This window comes from Mucilaginibacter sp. A3364, assembly GCF_059690715.1.
Map to the genome: position 1 here is coordinate 658,583 of NZ_JCAWED010000002.1, position 17,394 is coordinate 675,976.

11 protein-coding genes are annotated in these 17,394 nt (G+C 47.9%); 4 read left to right on the forward strand and 7 right to left on the reverse strand.

The features are described from left to right. Window positions 1-153: 153 nt before the first annotated feature. Window positions 154-2,490 (reverse strand): glycoside hydrolase family 95 protein, encoded by a 2,337-nt coding sequence (locus tag AC59JT_RS15175; RefSeq protein WP_497400411.1) that lies wholly within the window; start codon window positions 2,488-2,490, stop codon window positions 154-156. Between the two features lie 140 nt (window positions 2,491-2,630). Between AC59JT_RS15175 and AC59JT_RS15180 the strand changes: the two genes are divergently transcribed. Together AC59JT_RS15180 and AC59JT_RS15185 are read left to right on the forward strand one after the other, a co-directional pair. Beyond that, window positions 2,631-4,181 carry a glycoside hydrolase family 32 protein gene (locus tag AC59JT_RS15180; protein ID WP_497400413.1) on the forward strand — a complete coding sequence of 517 codons (1,551 nt, stop codon included), beginning with the start codon at window positions 2,631-2,633 and terminating at the stop codon, window positions 4,179-4,181. A gap of 33 nt (window positions 4,182-4,214) precedes the next feature. Beyond that, the gene (locus tag AC59JT_RS15185) at window positions 4,215-5,945 is read left to right on the forward strand and encodes a hypothetical protein (RefSeq protein ID WP_497400415.1); all 1,731 of its coding nucleotides are present in this window, start codon (window positions 4,215-4,217) and stop codon (window positions 5,943-5,945) included. 234 nt (window positions 5,946-6,179) lie between these two features. Here AC59JT_RS15185 and AC59JT_RS15190 read toward each other — a convergent pair whose 3' ends face one another. From AC59JT_RS15190 to AC59JT_RS15215, 6 genes are all read right to left on the reverse strand, one after another. Further along, window positions 6,180-8,900, reverse strand: coding sequence for a glycoside hydrolase family 78 protein (locus tag AC59JT_RS15190; protein WP_497400417.1), 2,721 nt, complete (start codon window positions 8,898-8,900; stop codon window positions 6,180-6,182). Window positions 8,901-8,982: 82 nt separating this feature from the next. After that, on the reverse strand, window positions 8,983-9,567 hold the full coding sequence (locus tag AC59JT_RS15195; RefSeq protein ID WP_497400419.1) for a DUF1543 domain-containing protein: 585 nt from the start codon (window positions 9,565-9,567) through the stop codon (window positions 8,983-8,985). Continuing rightward, on the reverse strand, window positions 9,560-11,287 hold the full coding sequence (locus tag AC59JT_RS15200; RefSeq protein WP_497400421.1) for an FAD/NAD(P)-binding protein: 1,728 nt from the start codon (window positions 11,285-11,287) through the stop codon (window positions 9,560-9,562). Before AC59JT_RS15200 ends, AC59JT_RS15195 begins: the two co-directional genes overlap by 8 nt. 195 nt (window positions 11,288-11,482) lie before the next feature. Next, window positions 11,483-13,459 (reverse strand): beta-L-arabinofuranosidase domain-containing protein, encoded by a 1,977-nt coding sequence (locus tag AC59JT_RS15205; protein WP_497400423.1) that lies wholly within the window; start codon window positions 13,457-13,459, stop codon window positions 11,483-11,485. 60 nt (window positions 13,460-13,519) lie between these two features. After that, entirely contained in the window at window positions 13,520-14,047 is a 528-nt protein-coding gene (locus AC59JT_RS15210) for an ExbD/TolR family protein (RefSeq protein ID WP_497400425.1), read from the reverse strand. 116 nt (window positions 14,048-14,163) lie between these two features. Then, a complete protein-coding gene (locus AC59JT_RS15215) occupies window positions 14,164-14,400 on the reverse strand; it encodes a hypothetical protein (protein ID WP_497400427.1) in 237 nt (78 codons plus the stop codon). A 74-nt stretch (window positions 14,401-14,474) separates the two neighbouring features. Here AC59JT_RS15215 and AC59JT_RS15220 point away from each other — a divergent pair, with 74 nt between their 5' ends. Beyond that, complete coding sequence (locus AC59JT_RS15220) at window positions 14,475-14,648, forward strand: DUF3606 domain-containing protein (protein ID WP_497400429.1); 174 nt, start codon at window positions 14,475-14,477, stop codon at window positions 14,646-14,648. A gap of 10 nt (window positions 14,649-14,658) precedes the next feature. Then, the gene (gene ligD / locus AC59JT_RS15225) at window positions 14,659-17,391 is read left to right on the forward strand and encodes a DNA ligase D (protein ID WP_497400431.1); all 2,733 of its coding nucleotides are present in this window, start codon (window positions 14,659-14,661) and stop codon (window positions 17,389-17,391) included. Window positions 17,392-17,394 lie beyond the last annotated feature (3 nt).

Sequence of the window (17,394 nt, forward strand, 5' to 3'; positions counted from 1 at the left end):
AGGTTTAGGGGCCTGTGGTAGTAGTTTAACCCCTTTAAGTTCCCCCCTTGAGAGGGGGCGCGTGAGGCGGTGCGCTGGTAGGGGGGTGTTAAGCGCGCGAAATGACACATCTTGTCCCCCTCTCAAGAGGGGAATCGCACAGGCCATCGCTTTTTACTTTGTAGTAGCCGCCACTGTTTTAACCACTCCATTCACCTTAACCTTCACTTTTTTAGCCTGCGGCGAAGTGATTTTGTAGGCGATTACCTTCCCATCTTTCCATTCCAGATCCACCGTAAAATTACCGCGCGCCTTCAGGCCCTTTACGCTTCCAGAGGCTTTCCACGCATCAGGGATAGCGGGTAGCAGATTAATGTAACCTTCGTGGCTTTGCAGCAGCATCTCGGCAATGCCGGCGGTGGCACCAAAGTTACCGTCTATCTGGAACGGCGGACCGGCAGATAACAGGTTGGGATAAATGCCCCCACCCGCTGTGTAGTTGATACCCGTACCGGTTGTTGGTCGCATGAGTTGCGAGTATAGTTTGAAGGCGCGGTTACCGTCATGCAATCTGGCCCAAAATAGTTGCTTGTAGGCGATGGCCCAGCTTGGCCCGTCATCACCCCTAACATTCAAGGTTTTTTTGGCGGCCTCGGCTAAGGCAGGTGTGTCGTCGGCTGTTATTTCTGCCGCCGGGTAAACGCCGTACAGGTGTGATATGTGACGATGCTCGGGTTCGGTTTCCTTATAATCTTCCAGCCACTCCTGTATGCGGCCGTCTTTGCTGATGATACCCGGGGGCGGGATCTCTTTCAGGCGTCTTTTTAAGGTCGCACGGAAATCGGCATCAACACCTAAAATTTCCGACGCGGTGATCACGTTATTAAACAGCTCATGCATGATCTGGTTATCGATAGTCGCCCCCACACAAATGCTGGCATGTTTGCCGCTGCCATCGGGCATCATAAAACTGTTCTCGGGCGATGAGGACGGCGAGGTAACCAGGTACTTGCTCTTAGGGTCCAGTATCAAAATACTGTTATAAAATTGCGCCGAACCTTTGATGATGGGGTAAATACTTTTCAGGTACGCCTTATCATTGGTAAAGGCATAATGATCCCACAAGTTGCTGCACATCCAGCCCGAACCCGCTTTGGTAATACCCCATGAGGCGCTCTCGCCCGGCTCGGTGAAACCCCAAACATTGGTGATCACGTGGGCCACCCAGCCATCGGCATTGTAGTAGGCTTTGGCCGTGCGTTCTCCGTTTTTTACCAGGCCACGCACCAGTTCGGCAAGCGGCAGGTTAAGTTCGGAAAGGTTAGCCACCTCTACCGGGAAATGGTTCATCTGCACGTTCACGTCCAGGTGATAATCGCCGTTCCACGGGGTATGGATCTGGTTGGCCCATAAGCCTTGCAGGTTAGGTGGCAGCAAGCCAACACGGGTGCTGCTTATACTCAGGTAACGGCCGTATTGAAAAAACAGCACCGGCAAAAATTTATCCCTGGCAGGGTTCTTTTGAAAACTATTGAGCCGCTGGTCGGTAGTGGTTGCTTCGTTGTCATCGTCGCCTAAGTTCACGCTTACCCTATCAAATAGTTTTTTGTAGTGGCTGACGTGTTCATTGCGAAGCTGAGCATAAGGCTTTTTCATCGCGGCAGCTAATTTGGTCGCCATTAAAGTTTTGTAGTCCGGGCTTTTAAAATCAGTCGTGGCCGATAGGTAGATGATCACCTCGGTAGCGTTTTTTATAACCAGGTTGTTATCTGTAATGCTTTGCATGCCGCCGGTCAATTTGGTTTTTAGCTGCGCTATGTATTGCATGCCATTGCCATCGGTACCGTTATCCAGCCGGCCTTCCATTTGCAGCGCGTTGCCTTGGGTAGTGGTGGTAAATCGCTCGGGGCGGTTAAGGGCGATAGTCAGGTTCAGTTTGCCGGGTTTGTCCGCCGTTAAACGCACCACATCCAAATCATCGCCGAAGGCTGTAAAATACTCCCGTTTGTAGGTAACGCCATCCAGCTTATAGCCGCTGTTGGCTATGGCGTTATTTAGCGATAGCTGTCTTTGGTAATTCTCCGCTTTACTCACATCGGCCCCGCCATAATTAAAATTGATAATCAGGTTACCCAGCGTTTGAAAACAGCCCCATTGCTTACCGCCCGATCCCGGGCCTTTGCACACAAAATCTTTATCGATCAAAGCCTGCGCTTCTACATTTTTGCCGGCCAAAAGCAGGGCGTTTATTTCGGGGAGTTTTTTGTAGGCCTCGTAATTATTTGCATCCTGCTGCGAGCCCGACCATAGCGTAATATCATTCAGAACAATATTTTCTGTAGCTATGCCGCTGTTGGGCATCATACCTAAACGCCCGTTGCCCAGCGGCAGGGTTTCTTCCCAGGTGGCGGCCGGTTTGGTGTAGTGCAGGCGCAGTTGTTTTTGTGCCGATGAGGGTATAGCGGAACACATTACAATAACTACGATTAGCAGCGCTTTGGTTAATTTCATAAGTACAGGCTCATAATTTTTATCAATATTAAAAACTAAAAACGGCTTGTGCAATCGATTGCATAAGATTTATTTATTTTGTCCCCATTTGCCGATATCTGTGTATATTGTTGCTGCAAACCAATAACATATCCTTCATCATGAAAAAAACCGTGTGCTGTTTACTGGCCCTGGCGTATTGTGCAGCTGCTTTTGCCCAGCAAGCCGATACCGCCAAAAAAGCGGTGGTTAATACCCCCAAACCGCCGGCAACCGACCCCTTCCGTTTGGACTACAAGGATGTGTTTGACAATATGAATTACGACCAGCCCCTGCGGCCACAGGTACACTACACGCCCATTACCGGCCAGATTGCCGATGCCACCGGGCTGGTAAAATATAAAGGCACCTACCATTTGTTTTATATGTATGATGAATGGTCGAAACAGCGCCGCGACAATAAAAACTGGGGCCATGCCACCAGCACCGACCTCATTTACTGGACACAAGAATCACAGGTAACCAATTCGGTTATTGATAACCGGCCGGGAAGTGGCAGCGGCATTGTTGATTGGAACAACTCGCTGGGCCTGCGTCGGGGGGTAGAGAAAACCCTAGTTCTGTTTTATACTGATTATGGCCGCGGCGTAGCACTGGAGTACAGCAACGATGCCGGCAAAACCTGGATACGCCACAAAGCCAACCCGGTTATACCCATGCGCAATGACCTGCGCGACCCTAACGTGTTTTGGTACAAACCCGATAAATCATGGCGCATGGTGGTTTATGAGCGCAACGGCTTTTTGTTCTATAAATCAACCGACCTGCTGAAATGGGAGCTTTTGAGCCGACTGGATGGCTTTTACGAATGCCCGGATTTTATGGAAATACCCATTGATAATAACCCGAACAACAAAAAATGGGTACTGATAGATGGCAATGGCGCGCACCAGATAGGTAGTTTTGACGGCATTAAATTCACGCCCGAAACGCCGCACATCCCGCTAGGAAATGAAATTTATATGGATGGCGGTCGCACGCATAAATACGTGAAGGACATTTACGCCACCCAAACCTGGAAACAATCCTACGAAGGTGACGGGCCGTTTTACCAGCTGGGTTTTCTGCTGATCAATCAGGCGCCAAATCATAACCGGGTTTGGAGCCAGCAACTTTTCTTCCCGGTAGAGCTTACATTAAAAACCATCAACAAAAAGATAACCCTGTGCCGCAACCCTATTGACGGCATTAAACAATTACGCTACGACCCACAACTGTGGACCAACGCCCCGCTAAAACCGGGCGACAATCCGTTAAGTAACACCAAAGGCGACGTGTTTGAAATGATAGCCAATATCAACATCGGCAGCGCCAAACAAATAGCGTTTAACATTCGGGGCCAAAAGGCGGTTTATAATGTAAAGGAAAAGCAACTGGAGTTTTTGGATAGTAAGGTTACGGTTGACGCGCCGGGCAATAAACTGTGGCTGCATTTTATTATCGACCGAAACTCGGTAGAAATATACGGTAACCAAGGCGAAGCGAATATAACGCGCCTGTTTTACCCTGCCGAAGCTGATAGAAATTTGGGATTGGAAGTCACCGGCGGCGAATGTGTGCTGACAAATCTTGAACTTTACCGCCTGGAATCCATATGGCTAAAACGCAGCCAGGAATTGGGTTATCAGCGGGAAGCACAACCATTAAAATAATTTATGCGGAAACTTTGTAGAAGCTTTTTTCTTATGTTTTTATCCGGCTACGCCGCGACATTATTTGCCCAACCACTGGCCGCGACAGACGGCCTTGGCCGTACCTTGCCGCAGCAACAGGAAGTGGGTACGCCGAGGACGGACCGGCATGTGGCTATCTTTTACTTTCTATGGCAGGGCGATCCCACTTCGCCAACGTCTGAACGCGCCTGGGACCTGAGCGAATTGCAGCAAAAACACCCGGAGGTTTTTAATGATTTTGATAACCCGGCATGGGGCGGCGGAGCCGGAAAAGCGGGCAAATACTATTTCTGGGGCCAACCGATATATGGCTATTACAACGGCAACGATTATTGGGTGCAGCTAAAAAACATGCAGCTGCTAACGGATGCAGGGGTGGACATTTTGATCATGGACGCCACCAATACGCTCATCTACCCCACACAATGCACGGCTGTTTTTAAGGCTTTGGAAGCCTTGCGAAAACAGGGCCGCAAGGCGCCGCAGGTGGTGTACTATACCAACACGCAATCGGGTAAAACCATGCAGGCTATTTATGATACTTTTTATAAGGATGGCGCGCCTATCCGCTATTCGGATACATGGTATATGCTAGACGGCAAACCTTTAATTATTGGCTTGGCCGATGAGGCTAAGGGAAGGAATTATGAGCAATTTTTTACCATGCGGCAATCGCAATGGCCTAACGAGCGGAAGAAGGTTGACGGCTGGCCCTGGATAGAATTTAAGCGCCCGCAAAAGGTTTACCAAAACGCCAAAGGCGAGCGCGAGATAGTCAACGTAGCTACCGCCCAGCACCCCAATCTGGATGCCAGCATGGGTGGTTCGGCCTTTCATGGGGCTCTGGGTAACTGGGGCAGGAGCTATCATAACGGCTCGCCCGGAAACCCGGAGAAAGATCTGCCTTACGGTTATAACATACAAGAGCAATGGGATTTCGCCCTGAAACAAAATGTGCCCTATATTTTTGTTACCGGCTGGAACGAATGGATAGCTGGCAAATGGCGACGTACCGATGATAAGAAAAACGAAGCCCTGTTTGTAGACCAGGCGAATGCAGAATTTAGCCGGGATATTGAACCATCGTTAACCGGTAATTTGCAGGACCATTATTATATGCAACTGGTGGCCAACATCAGGCGCTATAAAGGGCTTGAAGCGCAGCCATCTGTTGCAAAGAAAACCATTAAAACCCTGGCCGACTGGCAAAAAATCCCCCTTGAATTTAAAGACTATACCGGCGATGTGATAGATCGCAACCATAAAGGCGCGCAAAGCGAACCTGTGGTTACCTACACCAACAAAACAGGCCGTAATGATTTTGATGTGCTAAAGGTATGTCGCGACAGCAAACAGCTTTACTTTTACGCCAAAACCAAAGCTGTTATTAGCAAACCCGAAGGCGATAACTGGATGCGCCTGTACCTGGATACCGACCGCTCGCACAAAACAGGTTGGTGCGGCTATGATTTTCGGATAATCTATGGCAATCAATTACAGCGTTACGCCCGTGGTAAATGGGAAACGATAGCTAAAGTAAACAGGCAGGTGTTGGGCAACGAAATGATGATCAGCATACCATCAAAAACTCTCAAACTATCTGCAGAAAAACTAAATCTTGAGTTTAAATGGACCGATAACATGCAAAGCGAAGACCCGCTGGACTGGTACGTAAACGGAGATGCCGCACCCGGTGCCCGCTTTAATTTTGTAGCGCAGGGTGCGCCACTTTTAAGTTATTGATTTTACATAAAATATCAACTAACTAATAATCAACATATTGTGTTTTTTACAGGGTGCGCCGCATTGCGCCGCTTTTTTGCATAAACAACTAACAAACAATAAGTTATAAAAAATAGCTGCGCCAAGTGCGCCACTTTTAAAGTGGCGCACCCTTATTCGATACAACACCCCTACCAACAATAAAAGGGCCGTCATTGCTGATGGCCCCTACTTATATTAAAGTATTAAACTGGTTTACATTGAGCCGGTAAAATGGTAGCTGCCCGAGCCTACATTAACCGCGGTGTAGCCTGCCACTTTCTCCACGTTGTTAGCCTCCGGGATAGTTAAAGCCTTGCCATCCTCTAAAACCGGGCTGCCGCCTTTGCTTGGGATGTAAACGGTAGCGGTGGTGTTGGCCGGTATTACTACGTCAAGTGCAAGACTGCCATTGTTCAGCTTCCATTTGGCGCTTACTTTACCGTAATTGGTATCGTACTCGGCCGAGGCGTAAGTAAACTTGCCGCCCGGCGTTGGTTTAATGGTGATGCCTTTGTAGCCCGGCTGGTCGGCCTTGGTATCAATACCCACCGCGGTGCGGTACATCCAATCGCCAATGGCGCCGTAGGCGTAGTGGTTGTACGAATTCATTGATGGTACTTCGAAAGTGCCGTCTGTCTTGATACCATCCCAACGTTCCCAAATGGTGGTAGCACCCATTTTAACCGGGTACAGCCATGACGGATAGCTTTGTTGGAAAAGCAAACGGTAAGCCACATCGGTATAGCCAAAACGGCTTAAAGCGCTGCACAGGTAAGGCGTGCCCAAAAAGCCGGTAGTGAGGTGGTTGCCGTAGCGGCTAACATTAGCGGCCAAGCGTGCGGCGGCTTGCTGGCGCAGATCCACCGGCAGCATATCAAACTGCAGCGCCAGTGCGTAGGCGGTCTGCGTGTCTGACGAGATCAGGCCGTTCGGCGTAACGTACTCTTTCAGGTAAGCGGCTTTAACATCAGCCAGTAATTTGGTATACGCCGCTACGTCATCCGTTTTACCTAAAACCTGCGCCGTGTTGATGAGCAACTGGGTTGAGTAAGCATAAAAGCACTGCGCTATCAGGTATTTGCTGGTGATGGCGGCAGTACCGTCGTTATCATCGTTTTTGGTGAAGAACAGCCAGTCGCCAAAGTGGCCGCCGGTATTCCATAAGTTGTTTCGACTGCGTTTGGTCATGCAATCAACCCAGGCTTTCATGCTTGGGTATTGGGTTGTTAAAATATCCTTGTCGCCATAAGCCTGGTACATTGTCCACGGGATGATGGTAGCGGCGTCGCTCCATCCGGCACTGCCGCCCCCGCCCGAAGGTTTACCATTGTCAAATGCATCGGGTATAACGTGTGGCAGACTGCCATCGGCATATTGGTCGGCAGCAACATCCTTCAGCCATTTGGTGAAGAAGGCGTGCACGTTCATGTTAAACGTTGCGGTACGGGCAAACACCTGCGCGTCGCCGGTCCAGCCCAGGCGCTCATCGCGCTGCGGGCAGTCGGTTGGTATATCAATAAAGTTGCCTTTCTGGCCCCATACAATGTTGCGTTGCAGTTGGTTGATCAGCGAATCAGAGCTGTTAAAGCTGCCGGTTACCGGCATAGCCGAGTATACAGCAGTTGCGGTAAAATCTTCCGGTTTGATCTCGCCCGGATAGCCTTCTATCCTGATATAACGGAAGCCCTGCCAGGTAAACCTTGGCTCCAGCACTTCCTGGGCACCGCCCTTTAAAATAAAGGTGTTTTGCGAAGTGGCCGAACGCAGGTTCTCAGTATAAAAATTGCCCGCCTTGTCAATAACCTCGGCATGCGATATCACGATCTTATCACCGGCCTTGCCTGTCACTTTAAACTTTACCCAACCTACCAGGTTTTGACCAAAGTCTATCACCTTTTCGCCCTTCGGGGTGGTGAATAGCTTAAGGGCCTTAAAGGTTTCGTGTTTTCTAACCGGTTCGTTCTGGGTGGCTATCAATACATTTTTAGGGTAGTTCTGCACCGCAACGGCGGCCCAGCTTTTATCATCAAAGCCGACTGTAGACCAGCCCTGTTTCTGTAAACGATTATCAATGGTCGATCCTAGATAGATCTCGGCCGTTAGTACTTGCGCCGTGGTGGTTTTCCAGCTGTTATCGGTACCTATAGTGGCTGTGGTGCCATCGGTATACGTAATATCCAACTGTAGCAGTAAGGCAATATCACGACCGTAAACATAGCGCCTGTCGCCAATGCCGTAAAAACCACGATACCAGCCGCTACCCAGGGTAGCACCTATGGCGTTGCCGCCTTGCTTCAATAACGAAGTAACATCATAAGCCTGGTATTGGATGCGCTTGTTGTAGCTGGTATAGCCCGGTGTAAGGTAATCCTGGCCGATGCGCTGGCCGTTTATCTCGGCCTCGTAAATACCGTGCGCGGTTATATAAGCGGTAGCACTTTTTATTTGCTTCGCGACAGCAAACTCTTTTCTGAATACAGGGCTCGGTTGTGATTTATCTTCGGTAACCGGTCCTATCCATTGGGCCTTCCAGTCGGTTGGTGTTAACAAGCCCATTTGGAAATAAGCCGGTGTGCTCCAGGCGCTGGCTTTGCCTTTATTATCCCAAACGCGTACCTGCCAGCTATATTTGTGGCCCGCCAATAAAGGCTTGCCTGTATATTTTACATAAACCGATTGATCGGTAGCCACCTTGCCAGTACTCCATGCCGAGCCTTTTACCGAAGCAGCAGCATAATCGCCCACCTTAACTTCGTAAGCCGACTGTAACACATTGCGCGAGTTACCTGCGTCCATCTTCCAGCTAAAGCGGGGTGTGGTGGCATCGATACCCAGCGGGTTGGTTAAATTTTCGGTTTTAAGACTTTGGACTTTTACCTGTGCAACACAGATGTTAGCCGCAAACACGGCACATAAAAGGAGCGCTTTCTTCATAATTGGCGAAAAGGGTGTATAATGGTTATACAAGTTAACAAAAATCATTTCTGTTAACTATCCTTTACTGTCCTGTAACGACCTATAATTTATCCAACCTGAAATAACCCAGATGGATCTCGTCTTCGGGTAAGCCCGCCTTTGGTGTTATGCTAACGTGGTACCGGGCTTTGTGAGCCGGTGTAAGCATTTCTTCAATGTTATAAATATCGTCTACATCAATGCCATATTTATCGTCGATATGGGCGTTGGCGCCTTTCACGCCGGCTATGGTATTGGCTTTAAAAAAGGCGGCCCGTTTCGCTGCCTGTACTGCCTGCCCACGGTCGGTATTTACGGATAGGATAACGTAGTGCTGCTCCTCCAATCTGCCCTTGGTGTAGCCGCCAAGATTGATGAAGAACAGCTTTTCGCTCTGCATTTCCGGGCCGTTTTCACGTGGAACAACTTCTATTTTATAACCATCCACCGCGTTCACTTCGCGATAGCCATCAATATGAATGTTGGCTGCCGCGCCGCGCCAAAACTTTTTGATATCGGGTACCAACTCTTTTAGCGAGTGGGCAATGCCGAAGAAAAAGTCGTGCTGCTCCACGTGCCGGCCGGGGGCTTTTGAGCCCAGCAGTAACATATATAGTTTTGGCGTAGCCGATGTTTGATCAGTCATAAATAAATGGATCAAATATATTTTTAACAATAACCTCTGATGCAGCCTCGCAAAAATCAAGCCCTGAGTAATCGGGATTGTAACCGCCTATGTAGGGAACGGCCATCATATACAGGCGCGCGTTGTAAGCACCATATTCATCAACCGGCTGGTAATGATCATTGATGGCAATGCCGGGCACATTGAGATAGTATTTGTCCAGGCCGTTAAATACTACCTTATCATTACCTTGTTCCATTTCGCTTTTACCGGTTTCGGCATCTTTGAATTGAACGCGGGCCGGTGTCAGCGTATGTTTGGTTTTCAGGCCTTCAAAAGGCACGCTTTCAAAATTAAGATGCGGCTGGCCAATGCTATCCACAAAGGTTTTGTAACGGGTAGCGTGATGTTCGTTATTGTCATCGGTATAATGGTAAATAATGCCGCCTTCATCTACCGGTTCAACCTCGCTGGCATCGCCTACGGAAATAATTTCCAGCACACCAGCGTCATGCAGCGCAAACAACTCTTCGCATGAACTTTGCGGTACGAACGCGATCACCACACTGATCAATGGCATTAACACTTTTTGCAGGCGCTGCATATCCTCGGCGCACAAGTATTTGGCCGGGTAATTCATCGCGAAGCTAAGGATAGCCAGCGCCTCCTTCCAGTACACCGATCGCTCATGCTCGATGGACTTTTCGGCCTCTACGTATTCTGCTTTAAACAGATCGAACGCATCCTGGCTTTGGCGCATGGTCATCATGGTGTTAACGAAAGTTTCCAGGTCCATGTGTTTGATCTGCTCATAAAATGTCGGGCGCTTATCCTTAAATATTGCTTTAAAATTGCGCTCAAAAAGCAGATCGAGCGGTATGAAGCCGCCGCACTCGTCGCGATACCGCTGAATCTCTTCCCTGCTCATGGTTTTATCGTCAGACAGATGGGAATCTTCCAAATGAAACCTCACCGCCGGCAGCAGGCCATTGCGCGAGTGCATAACCAGTTTAAAACCGGCGCTATCTTCATTTAATTTATAGCTGCGGCGTTTACCATCTTCGGCCAGGGTAAACTCACCATTGGCGCGGGCCAGGGTACGGATGGCGTCAATAGCCGTAAGGGATGAACCTCGCACCGCTATTGGATGATCAACCTTAAACCGCAGCTTTGCCGGCGGGTAGGGCGAATCGAAATAGCCCTCCACTTTACCCTCATACGTTTTTGGCCAGTTGTGGCCGGTGCTGATGATGGCTTGATGAAAATCAAATCTGTCCTCTCCGTTAACTATCACAGTAATTTTATTGCCTTCGGGATGGTCGATGATATCGGTAACGCAGCTACCCAAATGTAGTTTGTCGAGTATGCCCATAGCCTCGGCCTTCTTCTTCAGCATATCAAATTGCGCCGACAGGTAATGTCCAAACAACAATCGCGGTAGCACTTTATAATCGTTGTAATGTTGCGGGGTGATGTTGAATTGCTGCAGCAGGGCCTTGGGGGCTATTTCTATCCATTCGGTAACAGTGGTTACTAACTCTGGTATTTCGTTGCCGGATACGTTGGTGATGTGCTCCTCGCTAGCACCATCGTGGCTGTAAGGCATGCCTACACCCAGTTCATGGTTTTTCTCAAAAATAGTAAGACTGATATCGGTACGACCGGCATCCACAAAATGCTTCAACAGGAATAATGCGGCGGGACCTCCGCCTAGTATGGCTATGCGTTTTTTTGTTTCCAATTAGTGTGCGCTGTTTGCGCTATGGATAATGGCGAAGAGGGCTAAATTGTTTTGAGAGGTAAGGAAATTTCTTAGGACGATTTTTGCAAGTATGTCATTTCAACGAGGAGCGAGGAGAAATCTTATACGCCTTGCTACTCGTTGCTTGTATAAGATTTCTCCCGTTGGTCGAAATGACATAAGGGTGTATTGCCTTTACTTCCTCCCCACCAACGGAAACTGTGCTATCCTTAACATAGTACAACCATAAGGCACTAAAGTAATATCCTCTTCCTGTCGTTCAGACTCCAAACCGAACACATGGCTATAAGGTATCGGCCCCGCCATATCATTGTATAACGTCCATGACGGGATACGCCTGCCTTTGGTTTTGATCTGTATTGGGGCGTTCTCCAGGTTCCATGGGTAGCTGGTAGTTTTGCCGGTGCTTTCTACTTTGAAAAATTGATCCAGCTTGGCGTCGCTTACTTCATATAAGCCGTAATTCCATGGCGTAGTTGGGCGTACCTCGGTGTAGCTGGCACCGTAGTTTAACGAGTCTTTGGTGTTTTTAACAACCTTTACATCCTCGCCAATTTTTAAGGCATAAGTTATCGGCCCGCGCTCTATCGACATGGAGTTTTCATACCAACGGCTTTTGCTTAAGTGCATTGGTAATTGCAGTTCAACCACATCGCCGGCTTTCCATTCGCGGTCTATCTTCACTATCTGGTTGCCGTTAACTTCCTGGTGTACCTGGCCGTTAATTTTGATGGTGGCTTTGGTGCACCATTCCGGTATGCGCAGATGGAATGGGAAGGTGGCTTTCTTTTTAGGTTTGAGGGTGAATTTGATGCTTTCTTCAAACGGGTAATTGGTTTCTTCAACAATGTTTAAAGCAACATTATCGCCAACGGTAGTGTTCACTTCCGCAGGCGAATAAACCAATGCAGCCACACCCTTATCCAGCGTACTGTAAAACAGGTTCTGCGTAAATTTTGGCCAGCCCTGGTGCATGTTTGACGTACAGCATGGGTAGCCGGTCAGCAAGCCGTAAACCACATCGGTACCGCCATGGTTATCACCGAAATTGTGCATCTGGCGGGTTAGCATCACCTGGTTGGCTTGTTGAAAGTATTGGCGCGACATATAGTCGTCGCTGGTTTGTGTAGGCAGCGCGTTAAACGCCACTTTCTCTAACTTATCCGCATAGTCTACATCACCGGTTATGGCTAATGTATTTTCCAGGGTAAACATCATTTCCACCGCCGTACAAAGTTCTGATCCCTGCGTTGGGTTATTGCCATGCAGGGCCTCATCTCCGCCATATAAACCATGCGCCATGCCATTGAATTTTTTCAGATCGGCAAAACCTTTTTTCATGGCGTCCAGGTATTTCTGTTCGGGATGCATCTGGTAATAAATAGCCGGCTCTTTCATGCCTTGCGACAGGTTAACCGTGTGAATACTGTTAAAGCGCGTTAGCATATCAGTATTTAAAAAGCCGCCGGTAAAATCAAAGGTTTGTTTGTGCAGCAGTTCGCCAAGATCCAATAAAAACTTGTCGCCGGTTATGTTGTACAACCAATACACCGCCATTAGGTTATCGCCGGCGCGGAAGCGGGCCCAGTAGGTCCAATGATCAAGCGGTGTAGCGGGTAATTCTTTAAGCTGATACTTGAAATAGTTGGTCATGAGGGTTATGACCCTTTTATCCTGCGTGGCCGAATAGTATTGCTGTAGAATTTTCAGCATCACCATTTTTGGCCACCAGTCGCGGGCGTTGTTACGTTGTATGCCACGTTCGCCGGGGTAATCTTTGGTTGGGCCGAAGTGGCCGTCGGGTGTCTGGCTTTTTATAGCCCACTCCACCCAGGGTTTGCATTTAGCAATTAGTGCCTTGTCATCTAAAATATAAGCCAATGGTAGCAGGCCATCTATCCAGTAAGGGCCGCGTTCCCATTGATCGCCGTCGCCACCCAACCAACCATTGCGTTGGCCCATTACAAGTGGGTAAAGCTTGTCCAGGTTACCCGTAGCACCATCGCGTTGGCGTACCAGCATTTCGCGCAGCCAGCCTTTGGGTTTAATGGTGCCCAGCGGCAATTCTTTATATGGATTTTGGCGTTGCGGCGTTTGGGCAAAGGCATTGCCGGCAAGTACCAGGAACAGGGCAACTAATTTTACTTTCATGAAGATGGTAAATTGGGCGGTTTAATTACTGCCCAATTTACAAATCATTTTTCAATAAGCTTAGTTGTAAATGTTATCGCGTTTTAGCATAGCAATATCATCGGGCGATATTTTTACAATAGCGCGCATCGCGTTATTGGTAATGTTCAATTCGTCCATTATAGCAACCAGGTTTTTATAGTTTGATTGTGCGCTCGGTTTTATCAGCACCATCATCTCCTTTCCTTGTTCGTTACGCACTTTTTGGCTTTGCTGCATCAATACCTGCCGTATGCCTTTACCGTCGTAATTTTCAACTTTGGGGGTAGTGAGTGGTTCTTGTGGTCGGCCCATGTACCATGTTAATTTATCCTTTGCGCCCAAAACTACAGTCATGGTACGGCTTTCTGGCACATCGCCGGTTTCGATGCCATCATCAGGCATGGTTAATTTCATGCTTCTCGGCTTTTGCAACGTGGTGGTTAAAATAAAGAAAGTGATCAATAAAAACGCAAGATCAACCATAGCGGTTAAATCAACACGAGGCATAGGGCGGCGGGTGCGGCCTTTAGCGTTGCCTGTTTTTGCGGAAGTGTTCAGCTCTGCCATAATGATAAGTTTTGTGCCCCAAAAGGCGGTTAATAATTAGGTTTGTTATGCTAAAGATAAGCATTTAATTATTAAACGCAATATTGTTGCATTTGTTTTTTTTGGCAGAAATATTTTTAGATATTATACCGCTCCAATTCATCAGCGATTAAATGCAGTAATTCATCCTTTACTACACCGGGATTTTTACAGATCTGCAACTCATGCCGGCCGTGTGGCTCTAGCGAGCCAATAAACTCGCCTTCCTTAAATATTTCGTATTTGCATTGCTCGCCGTCGTGGTGCATATAGTCGCGCACCTCAAAGTGCAGGTTCTCTTTTTTGTAGTTTACAGATAGCTCAAACTTTTCCATGGATAGTTATTGTGTTTTAATACAAACCATTAAGCACCACCTATTGTTGTAAAATAAATTAAAACGAAAATATTATGGACAATAAGGAAAACATTGGCAGCCCTGATCGTGACCGTGTTAATGTACATGAGGACTACGAATTACAGTATTGGACAGAAAAATTTGGCGTTGATGCCGAACGGTTAAAAAATGCCATGCAGGCCGTAGGTACATCCGCCAGAGATATAGAAGAATATTTGAAACGATAAACCACCAACCATGGGACTGAAAGAATATGTTAAAAAGCGCGACTTTACCAAAACGGCCGAACCAAAGGCCGGCATGAGTAAAGACAAGGATCATTTAATGTTTGTGATACAGAAGCATGATGCCTCGCGCCTGCACTATGATTTCAGGCTGGAAATGGATGGTGTGTTAAAAAGCTGGGCAGTGCCCAAAGGCCCGTCAACCGACCCCAAGAACAAGCGCCTGGCCATGATGGTGGAAGATCATCCGTTTGACTACCGCAACTTTGAAGGCATCATCCCCCAAGGCGAATACGGCGGCGGTACCGTTATTGTTTGGGACGAGGGCACCTACGAACCCATCGAGGAAATTAAAGGCAAAAAAGCGCAGGAAAAACACTTATTAAAGCAGCTTAAAGAAGGCTCAGTTAAAATAAAACTCCACGGCGAAAAACTGGAGGGAGAATACGCCCTGGTGAAAACGCATGGTATGGGCGAGAACGGCTGGCTACTCATTAAACATAAAGACGAGTTCGCCTCCGAAAAAGATATCACCAAAAAAGACAAATCCATCCTGAGCGGTAAAACCATCGAGACGATGGAGAAAACCAGCGAAAAGGTTTGGCAGCACGGCCACGAGGAGGACCTGGAAAAACCCCAAAAAGGCGGTAAAAAAAAAGCCCCGGCAAAGCCCGATGAGGAAGTAGCAGCCGAAGTCGGAGAGGGTGAATTAACAGAAGATACGTTCGATGTTAAAAAGCTGATCAAAGACGCGCCCAAATCTGCCATTCCCAAAAAAATAAAACCCATGAAGGCCACCCTGGTGGACGCGCCCTTTGACGACCCGGATTGGGTGTACGAGGTTAAGTGGGACGGCTACCGTGCTATTGCCACCATTAACAAAGGTGAGGTGGAGCTGATATCGCGCAATAACATCACTTTCGACAAGTACTACCCGATCAATAAACTGTTGAAAGATTGGGACGTTGATGCCGTGATTGATGGCGAAATATTAGTGTTGAACGACAAGGGCATTTCTGATTTCGGCGCGCTGCAAAACTGGCGCAGCGAGGCTGATGGACATTTGGTATTTTATGTATTCGATATTTTGTGGTACGAAGGGAAGAATCTAACCCAACTACCTTTAATACAACGCCAGGCCATTTTGAAAGAGGTGTTACCAACCAATGACGACAGCTTGCGCCAAAGCAAAGTTTTCGCGGCCAATGGCAAGGAGTTTTTCGCGGCCGCGGAGAAGATAGGGCTGGAAGGTATCATTGCCAAAAAAGCGGATAGCGTTTACACATCTGATCTGCGCTCAAAAGAATGGCTGAAGATAAAAGTACAGCGTAGGCAGGAAGTCGTTATAGCCGGCTTTACTAAAAATGAGGGCACTGCCAAATCGTTCAGCGCCCTGGTGCTGGGTGTTTATGATGGTAAAAAGCTTAAATATGTGGGCAAGGTGGGTACCGGCTTTTCGGATAAATTGCAGAAGGAAATGATGGCGCAGTTTAGGCCTTTAATAACCGATAAAGTGCCGTTTGATGTGGAGCCAGATGTAGATAAACCATCACGTTTCCGCCCGCAACGTTTGGGGGCCAAACCAACCTGGCTTAAACCTGAATTGGTTTGCGAGGTAAACTATGCCGAGGTAACCAGCGATGGCATTTTCCGCCAGGCTTCATTTAAAGGTATGCGCGAAGACAAAAAAGCAAAAGATGTGGTTTTGGAAACCCCTGTCGATACGGAAGAAACCGTTGACGAGGCCGAAAAACCATCAACAATTAAAAAAGAAAAGAAAGTAGTGGAGCCACCTAAAGACAAGGACCGCAAAACCCTGCTTAACCCCAAAGACGAGACCCAGGTACGTAAAATTTGCGGGCACGAATTAAAGTTTACGCATCTGAGTAAAGTTTACTGGCCCGAGGACGGCATTACCAAGCGCGATATGTTTAACTATTATTATCGCGTAGCGGAGTATATTTTGCCTTATTTGAAAGACAGGCCCATGTCCCTTAACCGTTTCCCAAACGGGATACACGGCCCAAGCTTTTACCAAAAGGATGTAAAAGGTAAAGCGCCTGATTGGGTGACCAAAACCTTCCCCTACACTAACGGCGAGGGTGAGCATAAAGAGTATTTGGTTGGCTCGGATGAATCGTATTTATTATGGATGGCATCTTTGGGTTGTATTGAAATGAACCCCTGGTTTAGTCGCGTTAAAACACCGGATAACCCTGATTATTGCGTGATAGACCTTGACCCTGACAAACATACCTTCGACCAGGTGATTGAGGCTGCGCAGGAGGTTAAGAAAGTATTGGATGCTATCGATGTGCCATCGTACCCTAAAACCTCTGGTTCAACAGGTATGCATATTTATATCCCGCTGGCTGCGAAATATGATTATGACCAATCGCAAATGTTTGCCAAAATTGTGGTGCAGCTGGTGCATAAACAAATCCCCGATTATACCAGTTTGGAACGCATGATATCCGCCAGAAAAGGCAAAATGTACCTCGACTTTTTACAGAACCGCCCGGGCGCTACCATAGCGGGACCTTACTCGCTTCGCCCAAAACCCGGCGCAACGGTATCTATGCCGCTGGACTGGGACGAAGTGAAACCCGGCTTAACCATGCGCGATTTCACCATCCATAATTCGTTGGACAGATTGAAAGAAACAGGCGACCTGTTTAAAGGTGTGTTGGGTAAGGGTATAGACCTGGAAAAAACATTAAAGAAGGCTAAGAGTATTTTTGGGTAAACA

Coding starts and splice junctions, on each gene's coding strand:
- AC59JT_RS15205 (WP_497400423.1), bottom strand. CDS start 13,459: ATGAAAGTAAAATTAGTTGCCCTGTTCCTGGTACTTGCCGGCAATGCC.
- AC59JT_RS15185 (WP_497400415.1), top strand. CDS start 4,215: ATGTTTTTATCCGGCTACGCCGCGACATTATTTGCCCAACCACTGGCC.
- AC59JT_RS15195 (WP_497400419.1), bottom strand. CDS start 9,567: ATGACTGATCAAACATCGGCTACGCCAAAACTATATATGTTACTGCTG.
- AC59JT_RS15210 (WP_497400425.1), bottom strand. CDS start 14,047: ATGGCAGAGCTGAACACTTCCGCAAAAACAGGCAACGCTAAAGGCCGC.
- AC59JT_RS15180 (WP_497400413.1), top strand. CDS start 2,631: ATGAAAAAAACCGTGTGCTGTTTACTGGCCCTGGCGTATTGTGCAGCT.
- AC59JT_RS15175 (WP_497400411.1), bottom strand. CDS start 2,490: ATGAAATTAACCAAAGCGCTGCTAATCGTAGTTATTGTAATGTGTTCC.
- AC59JT_RS15190 (WP_497400417.1), bottom strand. CDS start 8,900: ATGAAGAAAGCGCTCCTTTTATGTGCCGTGTTTGCGGCTAACATCTGT.
- ligD (WP_497400431.1), top strand. CDS start 14,659: ATGGGACTGAAAGAATATGTTAAAAAGCGCGACTTTACCAAAACGGCC.
- AC59JT_RS15220 (WP_497400429.1), top strand. CDS start 14,475: ATGGACAATAAGGAAAACATTGGCAGCCCTGATCGTGACCGTGTTAAT.
- AC59JT_RS15215 (WP_497400427.1), bottom strand. CDS start 14,400: ATGGAAAAGTTTGAGCTATCTGTAAACTACAAAAAAGAGAACCTGCAC.